The 16184-nt window shown below is 37.6% G+C and carries 16 protein-coding genes; 9 read left to right on the top strand and 7 right to left on the bottom strand.

Going from position 1 to position 16184, the window contains the following annotated elements; genetic code table 11:
* Positions 1 to 15 precede the first annotated feature (15 nt).
* The 5 genes from JEP40_RS04375 to trmL are packed head-to-tail and all read left to right on the top strand — an operon-like array spanning position 16 to position 4916.
* Positions 16 to 1080: a glycosyltransferase gene (locus JEP40_RS04375; RefSeq protein WP_198622623.1), complete on the top strand. Its 1065-nt coding sequence runs from the start codon at positions 16 to 18 to the stop codon at positions 1078 to 1080.
* A 1-nt stretch (position 1081) separates the two neighbouring features.
* Entirely contained in the window at positions 1082 to 2188 is a 1107-nt protein-coding gene (locus JEP40_RS04370; RefSeq protein ID WP_198622622.1) for a glycosyltransferase family 4 protein, read from the top strand.
* A gap of 18 nt (positions 2189 to 2206) precedes the next feature.
* The gene (locus JEP40_RS04365) at positions 2207 to 3373 is read left to right on the top strand and encodes a nucleotide sugar dehydrogenase (protein ID WP_198622621.1); all 1167 of its coding nucleotides are present in this window, start codon (positions 2207 to 2209) and stop codon (positions 3371 to 3373) included.
* Between the two features lie 25 nt (positions 3374 to 3398).
* Positions 3399 to 4409: an NAD-dependent epimerase gene (locus JEP40_RS04360; RefSeq protein WP_198622620.1), complete on the top strand. Its 1011-nt coding sequence runs from the start codon at positions 3399 to 3401 to the stop codon at positions 4407 to 4409.
* 3 nt (positions 4410 to 4412) lie between these two features.
* Entirely contained in the window at positions 4413 to 4916 is a 504-nt protein-coding gene (gene trmL, locus JEP40_RS04355) for a tRNA (uridine(34)/cytosine(34)/5-carboxymethylaminomethyluridine(34)-2'-O)-methyltransferase TrmL (RefSeq protein WP_036933349.1), read from the top strand.
* A 72-nt stretch (positions 4917 to 4988) separates the two neighbouring features.
* Here the strand turns inward: trmL and JEP40_RS04350 are convergent, their stop codons facing one another.
* From JEP40_RS04350 to JEP40_RS04330, 5 genes are all read right to left on the bottom strand, one after another.
* A complete protein-coding gene (locus JEP40_RS04350) occupies positions 4989 to 5546 on the bottom strand; it encodes a serine acetyltransferase (protein ID WP_198622619.1) in 558 nt (185 codons plus the stop codon).
* Positions 5546 to 6367: a serine O-acetyltransferase gene (gene cysE, locus JEP40_RS04345; RefSeq protein WP_072064676.1), complete on the bottom strand. Its 822-nt coding sequence runs from the start codon at positions 6365 to 6367 to the stop codon at positions 5546 to 5548. Before cysE ends, JEP40_RS04350 begins: the two co-directional genes overlap by 1 nt.
* 167 nt (positions 6368 to 6534) lie before the next feature.
* Complete coding sequence (gpsA, locus tag JEP40_RS04340) at positions 6535 to 7551, bottom strand: NAD(P)H-dependent glycerol-3-phosphate dehydrogenase (RefSeq protein ID WP_198622618.1); 1017 nt, start codon at positions 7549 to 7551, stop codon at positions 6535 to 6537.
* Positions 7551 to 8021: a protein-export chaperone SecB gene (gene secB / locus JEP40_RS04335; RefSeq protein ID WP_006534205.1), complete on the bottom strand. Its 471-nt coding sequence runs from the start codon at positions 8019 to 8021 to the stop codon at positions 7551 to 7553. Before secB ends, gpsA begins: the two co-directional genes overlap by 1 nt.
* A 69-nt stretch (positions 8022 to 8090) precedes the next feature.
* Positions 8091 to 8528, bottom strand: coding sequence for a rhodanese-like domain-containing protein (locus JEP40_RS04330; protein WP_109373443.1), 438 nt, complete (start codon positions 8526 to 8528; stop codon positions 8091 to 8093).
* A gap of 353 nt (positions 8529 to 8881) precedes the next feature.
* Here JEP40_RS04330 and rimO point away from each other — a divergent pair, with 353 nt between their 5' ends.
* The 3 genes from rimO to JEP40_RS04315 all read left to right on the top strand — a co-directional run bounded on the left by rimO (position 8882) and on the right by JEP40_RS04315 (position 12686).
* Positions 8882 to 10210: a 30S ribosomal protein S12 methylthiotransferase RimO gene (gene rimO, locus JEP40_RS04325; protein ID WP_198622617.1), complete on the top strand. Its 1329-nt coding sequence runs from the start codon at positions 8882 to 8884 to the stop codon at positions 10208 to 10210.
* Between the two features lie 215 nt (positions 10211 to 10425).
* The gene (envC, locus tag JEP40_RS04320) at positions 10426 to 11718 is read left to right on the top strand and encodes a murein hydrolase activator EnvC (RefSeq protein WP_198622616.1); all 1293 of its coding nucleotides are present in this window, start codon (positions 10426 to 10428) and stop codon (positions 11716 to 11718) included.
* Positions 11719 to 11720: 2 nt separating this feature from the next.
* The gene (locus JEP40_RS04315; protein WP_198622615.1) at positions 11721 to 12686 is read left to right on the top strand and encodes a divergent polysaccharide deacetylase family protein; all 966 of its coding nucleotides are present in this window, start codon (positions 11721 to 11723) and stop codon (positions 12684 to 12686) included.
* A 51-nt stretch (positions 12687 to 12737) separates the two neighbouring features.
* On the opposite strand, the gene tdh is transcribed toward JEP40_RS04315, so the two are convergent.
* Complete coding sequence (gene tdh / locus JEP40_RS04310; protein ID WP_198622614.1) at positions 12738 to 13763, bottom strand: L-threonine 3-dehydrogenase; 1026 nt, start codon at positions 13761 to 13763, stop codon at positions 12738 to 12740.
* 9 nt (positions 13764 to 13772) lie between these two features.
* A complete protein-coding gene (kbl, locus tag JEP40_RS04305; RefSeq protein WP_198622613.1) occupies positions 13773 to 14972 on the bottom strand; it encodes a glycine C-acetyltransferase in 1200 nt (399 codons plus the stop codon).
* 271 nt (positions 14973 to 15243) lie between these two features.
* Between kbl and rfaD the strand changes: the two genes are divergently transcribed.
* A complete protein-coding gene (gene rfaD, locus JEP40_RS04300) occupies positions 15244 to 16182 on the top strand; it encodes an ADP-glyceromanno-heptose 6-epimerase (RefSeq protein WP_198622612.1) in 939 nt (312 codons plus the stop codon).
* The last annotated feature ends 2 nt before the right edge of the window (positions 16183 to 16184 follow it).

The following is a 16184-nucleotide window of genomic DNA, read 5'->3' as shown; positions in this document are numbered from 1 at the left end:
ATAACAGGTCTAAGTATGGGTGGAGCTGAAAACTTATTAGTTAATCTTGCAGATTCTTTATATATTAAAGGACATGACGTTATCATTGTTACATTAAAAAAAGATATTGTTATTTCTCCAATAAATAATATAAAAATAATATCATTAGATATCGATAATAAAAATAATAAAGTAATAATGGCTTATCCTAAATTAATTAAAATTATTAAATCTTTCTCTCCAGATATAATACATAGTCACCTTTATCATGCAAATATTCTTTGCAGATTGGCCAAACCTTTCTCGAAAAAATCAAAATTGATTACTACCTCACATAGCAAGTATGAGGGAGGAAAACTTAGAATGTTTCTGTATAGGTTAACAAATATATTTTCTGATCTTTCAACTAATGTAAGTGATGATGCAGTACAAACTTTTATTAGAAATAAATATATTAGCAAAGAAAAAATGTTATGTGTTAAAAACGGAGTTAATACAGAAAAATTTAAATATAATGAAGCAGACAGAAAAAATATAAGAAAGGAATTGGGATTACATAATGATGAAAAAATGCTACTATCGATTGGCCGGCTAGATATCCCCAAAGACTATCCTAATCTTTTAAAAGCAATACAACTACTCACAAAAACACGAAATGATTTTAAAGCTTTTATTATTGGAGATGGTCCACAACGGGAGCAAATAAATAAATTAATATTAGAATATAAATTATCTAATCATGTTCTTCTATTAGGTATAAAAAAGGATACTTATAAATATTATTCTGCATGTGACTTATTTATATTATCTTCACAGTGGGAAGGATTACCCTTAGTAGTTGCTGAAGCAATGTCAAGCGAGAGTTTAGTTATTTCTACAAATTGTGGTGGTACAATTGAATTATCAGATGGCGTATTTGAACTTATTGAAATAAATAATAGCGAAAAACTTAAAGATAAAATAAATGAGTATTTGAGTCTTCCTATAGAGGAAAGTAATCTCATAAAAAAATCATCTAGAAGAAAGATTGAAGAAAGTTTTTCAATAGAAAAAACCACAAATGAATATATATTATTATATAATAAATTAAAAGGAAATTAATATGGTTATTTTTTCTGCTAATACTTCATGGTATTTATATAATTTTCGAAAAAATACTATTACTACATTAATTTCTCTAGGATATAATGTACTCATAATTGCCCCAGAAGATAGTTATACTATAAAATTGAAAGATCTGGGATGTGATTTTTACAATTTGTATATAGATACAAATGGAAAAAATCCATTCAATGATATAAAAACTGTATTCTCTTTTATCAATTTTTATAGAAATAAAAAAATAACTGCTATATTTAATTTTACACCTAAAATAAATATTTATAGTACATTAGCAGCAAAATTATTTAATATTCCTTGTATTAATAATATTGCAGGTTTAGGTTCACAATTTATAAAAAAATCCCTCACTAGGCTTTTCTTGGAATTTCTATATAAATATAGCCAAAGAAAAGTAAAAAAAATATTTTTTCAAAATAAAGATGATCTAATATACTTTTTAAAAAAAAACCTCGTAAATACATCACAAATAGATTTATTACCAGGCTCTGGTGTTGATTTATCCCGTTTTAAGTTATCACAATTAGAAAATAAAAATAAATTAAGATTTATACTAATTGCAAGAATGTTATATGAGAAAGGAATTACCTTTTATGCTGATGCTGCTCGTATTTTGAAAAAAAAATATGGTGATAAAGTTGAATTTTGCCTTTTAGGTTTTATTGGCGTTAATAACCCATCAGCAATTACCCAAAAACAAATGGATAGTTGGGTTTCAGAAGGTATTATTAATTATTTGGGCACTTCTGATACTGTTGAATATGAAATAGCTCAAGCTGATTGTATAGTATTACCTTCTTTTTATCGAGAAGGAGTACCAAAAACATTGCTAGAAGCGGGAGCTATGGGAAAACCAATAATTACTACTGATAATGTTGGTTGCCGGGAAACTGTTACTCATGGATTAAATGGGTACTTATGCCAACCTAAATCTGTATCAAGCTTAGTCGATGCAATAGATACATTTATTAAATTACCTTATGAAAATAAATTAGAAATGGGTAAAAATAGTAGAAAAAAAATCGAATATGAGTTTGATGAACAAATTGTTATTAAGAAATATTTAGATGCTTTAAAAGAAATTTTATAAGATTAGGATTAAGAAAAAATGAAAATCACAATCTCAGGAACCGGCTATGTCGGTCTATCTAATGGGGTACTTCTTTCCCAAAACAACAAAGTTGTTGCGTTAGATATCAATAAAGAAAAAGTTGAATTACTGAACAAAAAAATCTCTCCAATTACAGATAAAGAAATTGAAGAATTTTTGGCAACCAAAGAACTTGATTTTACTGCAACCTTAGATAAAGAGTTCGCTTATAAAGATGCGGATTTTGTTATCATTGCAACGCCTACCGATTATGATCCTAAAACAAATTACTTTAACACCTCTTCTGTAGAGTCTGTTATCCGTGATGTTTTAGAATATAATCCAAACACGACAATGATTATTAAATCAACCATTCCTGTTGGTTTTACAAAAGAAATGAGAGAGAAATATAATACGGATAATATTATTTTCTCTCCTGAGTTCTTACGTGAAGGTCGTGCACTTTACGATAACTTATACCCTTCTCGTATCGTGATTGGTGAACAATCAGAAAGAGCACAAAAATTTGCAGACCTTTTACAACAAGGCGCACTGAAAAAAGATATCGATGTTCTATTCACTGATTCTACAGAAGCAGAAGCGATTAAACTATTTGCTAATACTTATTTAGCATTGCGTGTCGCTTACTTTAATGAGTTAGATAGCTATGCTCAAGCTTATGGCTTAAATGCAAAACAAATCATTGAAGGCGTCTGCTTAGATCCTCGTATTGGCAACCATTATAATAACCCATCGTTCGGTTATGGCGGTTACTGCTTACCAAAAGACACCAAACAGCTGTTAGCAAACTACGACTCGGTGCCTAATAATATTATTAGTGCCATCGTTGAAGCAAATCGCACACGTAAAGATTTTATTGCCGACTCAATTATCGCTAAATCGCCAAAAATCGTGGGTGTTTATCGTTTAATTATGAAATCTGGCTCTGATAATTTCCGCTCTTCTTCTATCCAAGGCATTATGAAACGTATTAAAGCCAAAGGTATTGAAGTGGTAATCTATGAACCTGAAATGAAAGAAAAAACCTTCTTTAACTCAAGATTAGTTCGTGATTTAAATGAGTTTAAATCAATCTCGGATGTTATTATTACCAATAGAATGTCATCAGTGCTAAACGACGTTGAAGAAAAAGTTTATACTCGTGACCTATTTGGTAACGATTAATTAATAAATACGGGTTAATTACGTAATGAAATATTTAGTCACTGGTGCAGCAGGATTCATTGGTTTTCATCTAATAAAAAAACTAATCCAACAAGGTGAAACTGTTGTTGGTATTGATAATCTCAATGATTATTATGATGTCTCCTTAAAAGAATCCAGACTTAACATTCTGAATAAACTACATAATTTTTCATTTTCTCTTATTGATCTAGCTGATAGAGAAAAAATAGCTAGTCTATTTGAAACTGAGAAGTTTGATAAAGTTATTCATTTAGCTGCACAAGCTGGGGTTAGATATTCACTAATTAACCCATTTTCTTACTCTGATAGCAATTTAACTGGCTTTCTGACAATCTTAGAAGGTTGTCGTCATAACAATATTAAACATCTTGTTTATGCTTCTTCCAGTTCTGTTTATGGCTTAAATGATGAATTACCATTTTCACCTCATGATCAAGCTAATCACCCTGTTTCTTTATATGCGGCAACGAAAAAAGCTAATGAATTAATGGCTCATAGCTATTCTCATTTATATGGTATACCAACAACTGGATTACGCTTTTTTACCGTTTATGGCCCTTGGGGTCGTCCTGATATGGCATTATTTAAATTTACTAAAGCCATTATCAACGATGAGCCAATTGATATTTATAATAATGGCCAAATGAAACGTGACTTTACTTATGTCGAAGATATCGTGGAAGGTGTTGCTCGTATTGCGGATGTAATACCAACACAACAACAAGATTGGAAAGTAAGTATAGGAACTCCGGCTAACAGTTCTGCACCTTATAAGGTTTATAATATTGGTAATGGTTCTCCAGTTAATTTAATGGATTACATTAGTGCATTAGAAACTCACTTAGGAAAGACTGCAGATAAAAACATGTTACCAATGCAACCTGGTGATGTTTACACCACATGGGCAGATACTGAGGATTTATTTAAAGCAACTGGCTATAAACCCCAAACAAATGTAGATGAAGGTGTAAAACAGTTTGTTAATTGGTATAAAAACTATTATCAAGTTAAATAAACCATGCTCAATATCGTCTTATTTGAACCCGAAATTCCACCGAATACGGGTAATATTATCCGCCTGTGCGCTAACACAGGCTTTCATCTTCATTTGATCCAACCATTGGGTTTTACTTGGGATGATAAGCGTCTACGTCGTGCAGGGCTTGATTATCGTGAGTTTGCTGATATTAAACAGCATCACGATTACTATGCTTTTTTAGAAAGTGAAGGTTTAAACCCTGATAATGCACAATCACCAACTGGCGCACGTGTATTTGCGTTAACGACAAAAGGCACACCAGCGCATAGTAATGTCAGCTATCAAGATGGAGATTATCTCCTTTTTGGTCCTGAAACCCGTGGTTTACCGCCTTATGTATTGGATAATATGCCAACACAGCAGAAAATCAGAGTTCCGATGCTTGCTGATAGCCGTAGTATGAACCTATCAAATACGGTAGCTGTTGTTGTTTTCGAGGCATGGCGTCAACTAGGTTATCCTGGTGCGTTATTAAGAGACTGAAATGTAAAAAGCGCTGATCATAAATAATGACCAGCGCTTTTTTAAATTTCAAACGGCTAAAAACTTAATTTATTACTCTGACGATTGTCTAATTTCGGTAACGACTTTTGTAATATATCGACACCCTTCCCCTACATCCTTTAATACTAATGCATGAGCACCAATCACTGCATTATCACCAATCTCTATCTCTCCGCCAATAATCGAAGAATTACAGCCAATATAAACATGGTTGCCAACTCGAATATCTGCTTTGCCATCCTTTTCTTTTACTCCAATGGTGACACCTTGCATTAACGTCACATTCTCACCTAATTGACAATAATTAGTCAGTACGATCCCTATGGGATGAGGTAATGAAAGACCTTTACCTATGCGCGTTCTTAATGAAATATCGTTGCAATATTTACGATTGTTTTTAGCACCAATACGAATGCCTAATTTTTTAAGAAAACGATTTTTAGAAAAATAAAAGAATTGGGCGACACGCCACCAAAATAGATAACGTGAACGTTGGCAGAAAAAGACGCGATGAAATAGTCTTATCCAACTAAAAGGCTTGTTATCACCAATATACTCGGCGTGTAAACAAGCCTTAAGTTCAGAAAGTGTCACTTCTGCTAATGCCATTAAATGCCATCACCACATTCAAAACCAGGCACCACTCCATTAAAGTGTTGATCCATATCGAGTGAAGGCTTGTCACTCGTTGGCTTGCCAACAATGCGAGCAGGAACACCAGCAACTGTAGTGTGTGCAGGAACTTCATGTAAAACGACTGATCCCGCACCAATTTTGGCACCGCGACCAATCTCAATATTACCGAGTATTTTAGCACCTGCACCAATCATCACACCTTCACGTACTTTAGGATGGCGATCGCCACAGGTTTTACCTGTACCCCCTAAAGTGACGGATTGTAGAATAGAAACGTCATTCTCAACAATAGCGGTTTCACCAATCACAATACCTGTTGCGTGATCAAGCATAATGCCATGACCAATGCGAGCAGCCGGATGAATATCGACACCAAAGGTCACAGAAATCTGATTTTGCAGATACACGGCAAGCGCTTTGCGATCTTGGTTCCATAACCAATGCGCTATGCGATAAGCTTGTAAGGCATGAAAACCTTTTAGATAAAGCAAAGGTGTAGAGTATTTATCAACTGCGGGATCGCGTAAACGAACGGCTGAAATATCATAAGCCGCTGATTCAATCATAGAATTATCGCTACGATATGCTTCTTCAACAATCTCACGAACAGCGATCGCAGGCATAGTCTGGGTTGCCAGCTTATTCGCCAACATATAACTTAAGGCGCTACCTAAGTTTTCATGTTTGAGTAATGTCGCATGGAAGAAACTCGCCAAAATCGGCTCACAATCTGCCAAACATCTTGCTTCATTTTTAATATGATCCCAGACTCTTTTTAGCTCTTCTAGCGACATACTCACTCTCATTCTTTTTACATTGAAGCCTAAGTAAAAACTTAGGCTTTTTATGTTTAAAACCGAAACGGATACCTTAAAGCCATATTTTAAAACAATATTTTAAACAAGGTCTTAAACCAATACCTTAAAACAATGCCTAATACGACTGATTATCTAAAATAGACTTAGAGCAGATTGCTGTCTATCTCATCTTTAGTGGCTCGGCCTAATAAAGATAATGCCGCTTCTTTCGCGTCTTTATGCTGATATAAAATTTGGTAGATCTGCTCTGTGATAGGCATTTCAACACCGACTTGTTCTGCTAATGCGCGAACTTCTTTGGTATTGCGATAACCTTCAACCACTTGCCCGATTTTCTCTTGGGCTGTATCAACATCAAAACCTTGACCTAGCATCATGCCAAATCGACGATTACGAGATTGGTTATCAGTACAGGTTAAAACTAAATCACCTAAACCCGCCATTCCCATAAAAGTAGCAGCATCTGCACCTAATGCTTTACCTAAACGGCTCATTTCAGCAAGGCCACGAGTAATTAGTGCTGTACGTGCATTCGCACCAAACCCCATACCATCAGACATACCTGCGCCAATAGCAATCACGTTTTTTACCGCACCACCTAATTGCACACCGATAAAGTCAGGATTTTTATACACACGGAAACTTTTGCCACAATGGAACAACTGCTGCAACTCTTCAGAGAAGGTATTATCCGTTGATGCAACAGATATCGCAGTAGGCAGACCTGCCGCAAGCTCTTTGGCAAAAGTAGGGCCAGATAAAACTGCAAGCGGGATTTCATTACCTAATACTTCACGCGCTACATCTTGTAATAAGCGACCAGTATGAGCCTCAAGTCCTTTTGTCGCCCAAACAACACGCGCATCCTGACGTAAAAAGGGTTTGATCTGCTGTAATACGTCACCAAAAACATGGCTTGGGATCACAACCAGAATATTACGGCTGGCTTCAATGGCTTTTTGCAAAGAAGCTTCCATGTATAAACTATCAGGAAAGGAAACATCGGGCAGAAATGCCTGATTACAGCGTGCTTGCTCTAATGCAGCAACATGCGCAGGATCATGACCCCAAAGTACAACGTCATGACCATTGCGCGCTAAGGTAATCGCTAAAGCGGTGCCGTATGAACCGGCACCGATAACTGTCATAGAAGCGTTCATTAAGCTTCTTCAGCCCCTTCATTAGCCGCATCAGTTTGTTGCTGTTGTAAATAGTTCATAAACAACGCATCAAAGTTAACAGGTGCTAAGTTCAGTTGTGGGAAAGTACCACGGCTAACTAAGTTAGTGATACATTCACGAGCGTAAGGGAACAGAACGTTAGGGCAATATGCACCTAAGCAATGTGCTAATTGAGTGCCTTCGATACCTTCAACGGTAAAGATACCTGCTTGTTGAACTTCACACAGGAATGCAGTTTCGTTATCCATTGTTGCGGTTACAGTAACGCGCAGAATAACTTCATAGACGTTTTCAGCTAGAGTATTAGAAGAAGTATCCAGATCTAATTTAACTTCTGGTTGCCACTCTTTTTGGAAAACTTGTGGGGCATTAGGCGCTTCAAAAGAGATATCTTTTGTATAGATACGTTGAATTTGAAAAGTCATCTCTTGGTTTTGCTGTTCTGACATAATAATCTTACCTTTTTATATCCTTATTAATTGAATAGCAGTAAGTATAGAACTCAATCTGCCCGCTCGTTACTTTTTACCTTTAGCCAGTGGTAAATTCTCACCACTCCAGCCTGAAAGACCATCTTTTAAGATAAAGACTTTTTCAAAACCGAGTTTAATTAGGCTTTCTGCAGGTTTTGCACCTTCAATACCTGATGGTGACACAACAATAACTGGCTGTGATTTATATTTCTCCAGCTCAGCAATATTATTACTTTTGATTTCAGAAGGCGTTAAATTGATAGAATCAATGATGTGTCCTTTACGGAATTCATCACGGCTACGGATATCAACACATACCGCATTCTCTTTATTTATCAAAGAAATCGCTTCTGTACGGGAAATATTTTTCGTCTTAGAAAAAAGCCCTTTAAAGGTCAATACAATGACCGCCACCAGCAGCGCAACCCAAACAAAACTTAACAGGGTGTGCCGGTTGAAAAATTGCATTACTTCTTGCAGCATAGGATGCAATCACTCTCGTTAGTTAAAAATAGTATCAAAGAGCCAAAGTATACCTTTGTCATGGCGCAATTACAGCCTATTCCTGCGTTTCTCTTTCAGTTTTTGCGGAAAGTTTCTCAACAATCATTTTTTTTATTGACGGATTTATGTACCATTAGCACCGGATTTATGAAAAATGATGAATTAAAAAGGTCACTCCTTTTTACTCTACAAGATCCCTCTTCAGGCAAGCTATTAATAAATCAGCATCCCTTATAATGGCTATTTACGTAGAAATCACCCTTTGCGTAAAATTCATACCTGTCTGAGAAACAACAATCTGTTATTTATTTAAAAGTATTGAGAACACGAGCATGTCGCAAACAAATCAAGTGCCTAAAATTGGATTCGTTTCATTAGGTTGTCCTAAAAATTTAGTGGACTCTGAACGTATCCTAACCGAACTGCGTACAGAAGGTTATCAAGTTGTTCCTACCTATAATGATGCTGATTTAGTCATCGTCAACACCTGTGGGTTTATTGACAGCGCAGTACAAGAATCACTAGAAGCAATTGGTGAAGCACTCGATGAAAACGGTAAAGTCATTGTTACTGGTTGTTTAGGTGCAAAAGAAAATCAAATTCGTGAAGTGCACCCAAAGGTACTCGAAATCACAGGGCCTCATAGTTATGAACAAGTTTTATCGCATATTCATCACTATGTGCCAAAACCTGATCACAACCCTTTTATCAGCCTTGTACCCGAACAAGGTGTCAAGTTAACACCTCGTCATTACGCCTATTTGAAAATTTCTGAAGGGTGTAATCATCGTTGCACGTTCTGCATCATCCCATCAATGCGTGGTGATTTAGACAGTCGCCCAATTGGTGAAGTATTAAATGAAGCTAAAAGATTAGTCAACGCAGGGGTAAAAGAATTACTGGTTATCTCACAAGATACCTCTGCTTATGGTGTTGATACTAAGCATCAAACAGGATTTTGGGATGGAATGCCGGTTAAGACCAGTATGGTGAGTCTATGTGAACAGCTCGCAAAATTAGGGATTTGGGTTCGTTTGCATTATGTTTACCCGTACCCACATGTTGATGAAGTTATTCCTTTAATGGCTGAAGGCAAAATTTTGCCTTATTTAGATATTCCATTGCAACATGCAAGTCCGAAAGTTTTAAAACTGATGAAGCGCCCTGGCTCTGTTGAACGCACCTTAGAGCGTGTAAAACGTTGGCGTGAAATTTGCCCTGAATTAACCTTACGTTCTACTTTTATTGTTGGTTTTCCGGGTGAAACAGAAGAAGATTTCCAAATGTTATTGGATTTCCTCACCGAAGCACGTTTAGATCGTGTTGGTTGCTTTAAATACAGCCCTGTTGATGGCGCGAAAGCGAATGAATTAGCCGATCAAGTACCTGAAGAAGTGAAAGAAGAACGCTATCACCGTTTTATGAAACTACAACAACAAATTTCGACTGAACGCTTACAAGAGAAAATTGGCAAAGTGCTATTTGTTATGATTGATGAAGTCGATGAAGAAGGTGCAATCGGTCGTAGTATGGCTGATGCACCTGAAATTGATGGCGCAGTTTATCTTAATGAGCAGTTTGACGTTGAACCCGGGCAAATCGTTCGTGTTCTTATTGAACATTCAGATGAATATGACCTTTGGGGTACTATCGTCGAATAATCTTTCTCGTGGACAGCGTGATATTTTATTGCGCTGTCACACGGATTGCCTCTTTTTTCATCTCTCCTTCTATTATTGCTTTATAATCTCTTATTAATTGAATAGATTACCTGTTAGGTATTATCTGAAATTTCGGCTTTATTTCATGTTAGCTGGTCAGTTGTTTTGTGGCATGAAATAATCTTACAAACTGTTATGAAAGGTACGTTGGTCAGATGGCAGAGAAAATGGATCTTCAAAAAAAAACACATCAGTCTTTTCGTGTATTTTCTTTACCGTTAATCACGTTGCTTATTAGTACAACTCTCTTTTCAGTCACCCCTGTTTTTGCCAATTCATTAACAGATAATCGCAATCAATTAAAAGATCTACAAACCACGATTGCGGAAAAAGAAAAACAAGTGCAAGAACAACAAAAACAACGTACTGCACTTCTTAATCAATTAAAAACACAAGAAACACAAATCTCTAATGCAAGTCGTTCTGTGCATGAAACTCAAAGTCGTTTACAAACTTTAGGCAAAGAGATCAAAACGATCACCGCGAATATTGCACGCCTGCAAAAACAATATCATTCACAACAAGAGTTATTAGCCCGCCAAATGGATGCCGCTTATCGTCAGGGTAAACACCAAGGTATTGAGCTCCTATTTCGTGGTGAAGAAGGTCAGCGTGAAGAGCGTATTTTAGCGTATTACAGCTATATCAACGACGCACGAAAAGAGACAATGGCCGAACTGACTCAAACCTCAAAAGAACTTGAGGCAGAAAAAACCACACAGCAAGCAAAGCAGAACGAACAAAAACAAGTCTTAACTAAACAGCAGCAAGAAAAACAAAAGCTTGATAACGCATTAGCGGCTCGACAAAAAACACTAACCCAACTTGAATCCACCTTAAAAGCGGATCAGAAAAACTTAGCCACTATGCGAGCTAACGAAGCCCAATTAAGAAATAAAATCGCTCAAGCAGAGCGAGAAGCTAAAGCCCGCGCAGAGCGAGAAGCTCGAGAAGCTGCCCGCATCGCCGCCAAACAACGTGAAGCCCAACAGCGAGGTTCAACCTATAAACCAACGGCTGAAGAGCAATCATTGATGTCACGTACAGGCGGTTTAGGTAAACCTGCAGGACAAGCCATTTGGCCAATTAGGGGCTCTTTATTACACCGTTTTGGTGAATCTATTTCTGGCTCTGGTGAATTACGTTGGAAAGGAATTGTGATACCAGCAGCCCAAGGCACTGAGGTAAAAGCGATTGCTGATGGTCGTGTATTACTTGCAGATTGGCTTCAAGGTTATGGTTTGGTTGTCGTGGTTGAACACGGGAAAGGTGATATGAGCCTTTACGGTTATAACCAAAGTGCTTTAGTGAATGTCGGTCAGCAAGTAAAAGCGGGCCAATCTATTGCTTTAGTCGGTAATAGTGGTGGACAAGAGCGTTCAGCACTCTATTTTGAAATTAGACGTCAAGGAAAAGCAGTGAACCCTGTTCCTTGGCTTGGGAGGTAGGTTTGAAATTACTTGGCACATTACAACGCAAGAGTGCTTTTTTACTTAGTTTAATGTTGCTAAGTCTGGTTGTGAGTACACCTGCATTTGCAGCCAAATTAGCCATTGTGATTGATGATTTTGGTTATCGTAAAAAAGAAGATAACCAAATTTTGCAACTTCCAACTGCGGTTTCTATCGCCATTTTGCCTGATTCACCTCATGGAAAAGAAGTGGCGAATAAAGCTCATGCACAAGGGCGTGAAATTCTCATCCATATGCCAATGGCGCCCATTAGCAAGCAACCTCTAGAGCGCGATACCCTAAAACCGTCAATGGATCAGACTGAAATTAACCGTATTATTCAACATGCTATTAATAATGTCCCTTACGCTGTCGGTATGAATAACCATATGGGCAGTGCAATGACATCAGATAGACAAGCGATGGATAGAGTTATTAAAGCGCTTAATCACTCAAACCTCTATTTTTTAGATAGCGTAACCATTGGTAATACACAAGCAGCCATTGCGGCCAAAGCTGCGGGTGTTCCCTCTTTGCGTCGTCATGTTTTTCTCGATAACGTACAAACAGAAGCTGAGACTCGCCAACAACTTGCTCGTGCAATTGCTTTAGCGCGAAAAAATGGCTCAGCCATCGCTATTGGACACCCTCACCCTTCTACTGTCAGAGCATTGCAACAACAACTACCTTTACTCCCTGCTGATATTCAACTAGTCGCACCAAGTAGCTTATTAAACCCGCAAACAGAAAAACCAGCACAGCCCGAACCACCCAAAGTTGCACCACCGACGGAGCAACCACAGGAACAAAAGCCTGCGTCATGGTTAAAACCTGCGCAAGAAGCGATTATTTCGATGAAAAAAAGTACGCTGATTAATACATTATCCAATGGATTTGGCTCATCAGAAAAAAAGAAATTACCCTCTCCACCTAGTCCTAATTCAATGGATGAAATTGAAAAGTAACGCAACAAAAAAGAGCCTTGAAAGGCTCTTTTTTTGCTTAATGATCGCTTATTACTGCCAATCTAGGATCACTTTACCTGATTGGCCAGAACGCATGATATCAAAGCCTTTTTGGAATTCATCGATTGGAAATTGATGAGTAATAATTGGAGTAAGATCAAGACCTGATTGAATAAGCGCGGCCATTTTGTACCATGTTTCAAACATTTCACGACCATAGATACCTTTAATAAACAGCCCCTTAAAGATAACCTGTCCCCAATCAATTGCCATATCCGAAGGTGGAATACCTAAAAGGGCAATACGACCACCATGATTCATGGTGTTAAGCAGAGTACGAAACGCTGGAGGTGCCCCAGACATTTCTAAACCTACATCAAATCCTTCGGTCATACCCAACTCTTTCATAACATCAGTCAGGTTCTCTTTGCTAACATTAACGGCTCGGGTAACACCCATTTTTTTCGCGAGACCAAGGCGATATTCATTCACATCGGTGATCACCACATGACGAGCCCCAACATGCTTACAGATTGCTGCCGCCATAATTCCAATGGGACCAGCGCCAGAGACCAGCACATCTTCACCCACTAAATCAAAAGATAACGCAGTATGTACAGCATTACCAAAGGGATCAAAAATAGCAGCTAATTCATCAGGAATGTTGTCTGGAATTTTAAACGCATTAAAAGCAGGAATAACTAGATATTCAGCAAAACAACCTGGACGATTTACACCGACACCAATAGTATTACGGCATAAATGAGTGCGACCACCACGACAATTACGACAATGCCCGCAAGTGATATGCCCTTCACCCGAGACACGATCACCAATATTAAAGCCTTTAACTTCTTGTCCTATCGCAACAATCTCACCGATATATTCATGGCCGACGACCATAGGCACAGGAATTGTTTTTTGTGACCACTCGTCCCAGTTATAAATATGAACATCAGTGCCACAAATCGCTGTTTTACGAATTTTGATCATCACATCGTTATGACCAAGTTCAGGTACTGGAACATCGGTCATCCAAATACCTTCTTGTGCTTTTAATTTTGACAATGCTTTCATATGGGAGCCTTATGCAATCACATTAAGTTGTTTACCAATTTTAATAAATGCTGCCACTGCTCGTTCAATTTGCTCTGGAGTATGTGCAGCCGACATTTGCGTACGTATACGTGCTTGCCCTTGTGGTACAACAGGATAGAAGAATCCTGTGACATAAATTCCTTCATCAAGTAAACGAGTTGCAAATTCTTGCGCTAATTTAGCTTCACCTAACATCACTGGAATAATGGCATGATCAGCACCCGCCAATGTAAAACCAGCGGCACTCATTTTTTCACGAAAAAGAGAGGCGTTGCGCCATAAACGAGCACGTATTTCATCTCCTGATTTCAGCATATCTAAAACAGCAATAGAGGCTGAAACAATTGCAGGGGCTAATGAATTGGAGAATAAATAAGGGCGAGAACGTTGACGTAACCATTCAACCACTTCTTTACGTGCTGCGGTATAACCACCAGAGGCACCGCCTAGCGCTTTACCTAAAGTACCCGTAATAATGTCGACTCTTCCCATTACATCGCAATATTCATGGGTGCCCCGACCTTGTGCTCCTACAAAGCCCACGGCATGGGAATCATCAACCATGACGAGAGCACCAAATTCATCTGCTAAATCACAAATAGATTTTAGATCAGCAATAACACCATCCATTGAAAACACACCGTCAGTAGCGATCATAATATGACGGGCATTATCTGCTTTGGCTTGTTCTAGTTGAGTGCGAAGTTCTACCATATCGTTATTGGCATAGCGATAGCGTTTCGCTTTACATAAACGCACACCGTCAATAATAGATGCATGATTTAAGGCATCAGAAATAATGGCATCTTCTGGGCCCATTAGTGTTTCAAATAATCCACCATTGGCATCAAAGCAAGATGAATACAAAATGGCATCTTCCATACCTAAAAATTCAGCAATTTTATTTTCTAATATTTTATGTGAATCTTGAGTACCACAAATAAAACGGACAGATGCCATACCAAACCCGTGACTGTCCATACCTACTTTTGCCGCTTCAATCAGCTTGGGATGATTTGCTAAACCTAGATAGTTGTTAGCACAGAAGTTAATAACATGGCTTCCGTCAGCAACTGCGATATCAGCACTTTGTGAAGAGGTGATGATGCGCTCACTTTTAAAAAGACCATCTTGACGAGTTTGTTCGAGTTGTTGATTAATTTGTTGATAAAATGCGGGAGTAGACATACTTTCTCCTAAGACAGCAAGCTGAAAAGTGAACACATAAATAGTTTGACTATAATATAGTCAACTTTGTTTCTTATTCTATGCCTTTACTCTATTAAAAACGACAAATGTAAATAAATAATGTTATTTATGTAATTAAGATCACTAATACACACTGCATTTTTTGAGAATTTCAGTCTGTTGTTCCGTGATGAATACTACCGTTAACGCTGTTCAGTGTTATTATAGACCTAGAGCTAATTTTAAGATTTTTATATGAAGGGGTAGCCACATGATTATCGTCACGGGCGGTGCAGGTTTTATCGGCAGCAATATTGTTAAAGCATTAAATGATGAAGGTTATACCGATATTTTGGTTGTTGATAACCTCAAGGATGGCACCAAATTCGTTAATTTAGTTGATCTAAATATCACCGATTATATGGATAAAGAAGATTTTATTGCGAGCGTTGTTGCTGGTGATGATTTTGGTGATATCGATGCTGTTTTCCATGAAGGTGCTTGCTCTTCTACCACTGAGTGGGATGGCAAATATATGATGGATAACAACTATCAATATTCTAAAGAGCTACTTCATTTCTGTCTTGAACGCCAAATTCCTTTCTTATATGCCTCTTCTGCAGCCACTTATGGTGGTCGCACTGATAATTTTATCGAAGATAGAAAATACGAAGCACCTTTAAATGTCTACGGCTATTCAAAATTCTTATTTGATGAATATGTACGCCAAATTTTACCTGAAGCAGATTCGATGATTTGTGGCTTCCGTTATTTTAATGTTTATGGCCCTCGTGAAGGACATAAAGGTGGCATGGCAAGTGTTGCATTCCATTTAAATAACCAAGTAAATGCCGGCCAAAATCCAAAATTATTTGAAGGTAGCGAAACCTTCCAACGTGATTTTATTTATGTTGGAGATGTGGCTGCGGTTAATTTATGGTTCTGGCGTAATAATGTATCCGGTATTTTTAACTGCGGTACAGGCCGTGCTGAATCATTCCAAGCCGTTGCCGATGCCGTTATTGCTCATCATATAGATAAAGATCTTTCTATCGAACATATTGAGTTCCCTGAAAAATTAAAAGGTCGTTATCAAGCCTTTACTCAAGCTGATCTCACAAATTTACGTAAAGCAGGTTATTCCGCACCTTTTAAAACAGTTGCTGAAGGCGTAGAGCTTTATATGCAATGGTTAAATCAAGGTAAGTAATC

Origin of the sequence: Proteus vulgaris, from assembly GCF_016239305.1 — a bacterium.
GTDB lineage: Bacteria > Pseudomonadota > Gammaproteobacteria > Enterobacterales > Enterobacteriaceae > Proteus > Proteus vulgaris_C.
The sequence above is the reverse complement of the archived record's forward strand: the minus strand, read 5'-3'. Positions and strand labels throughout refer to the sequence as shown.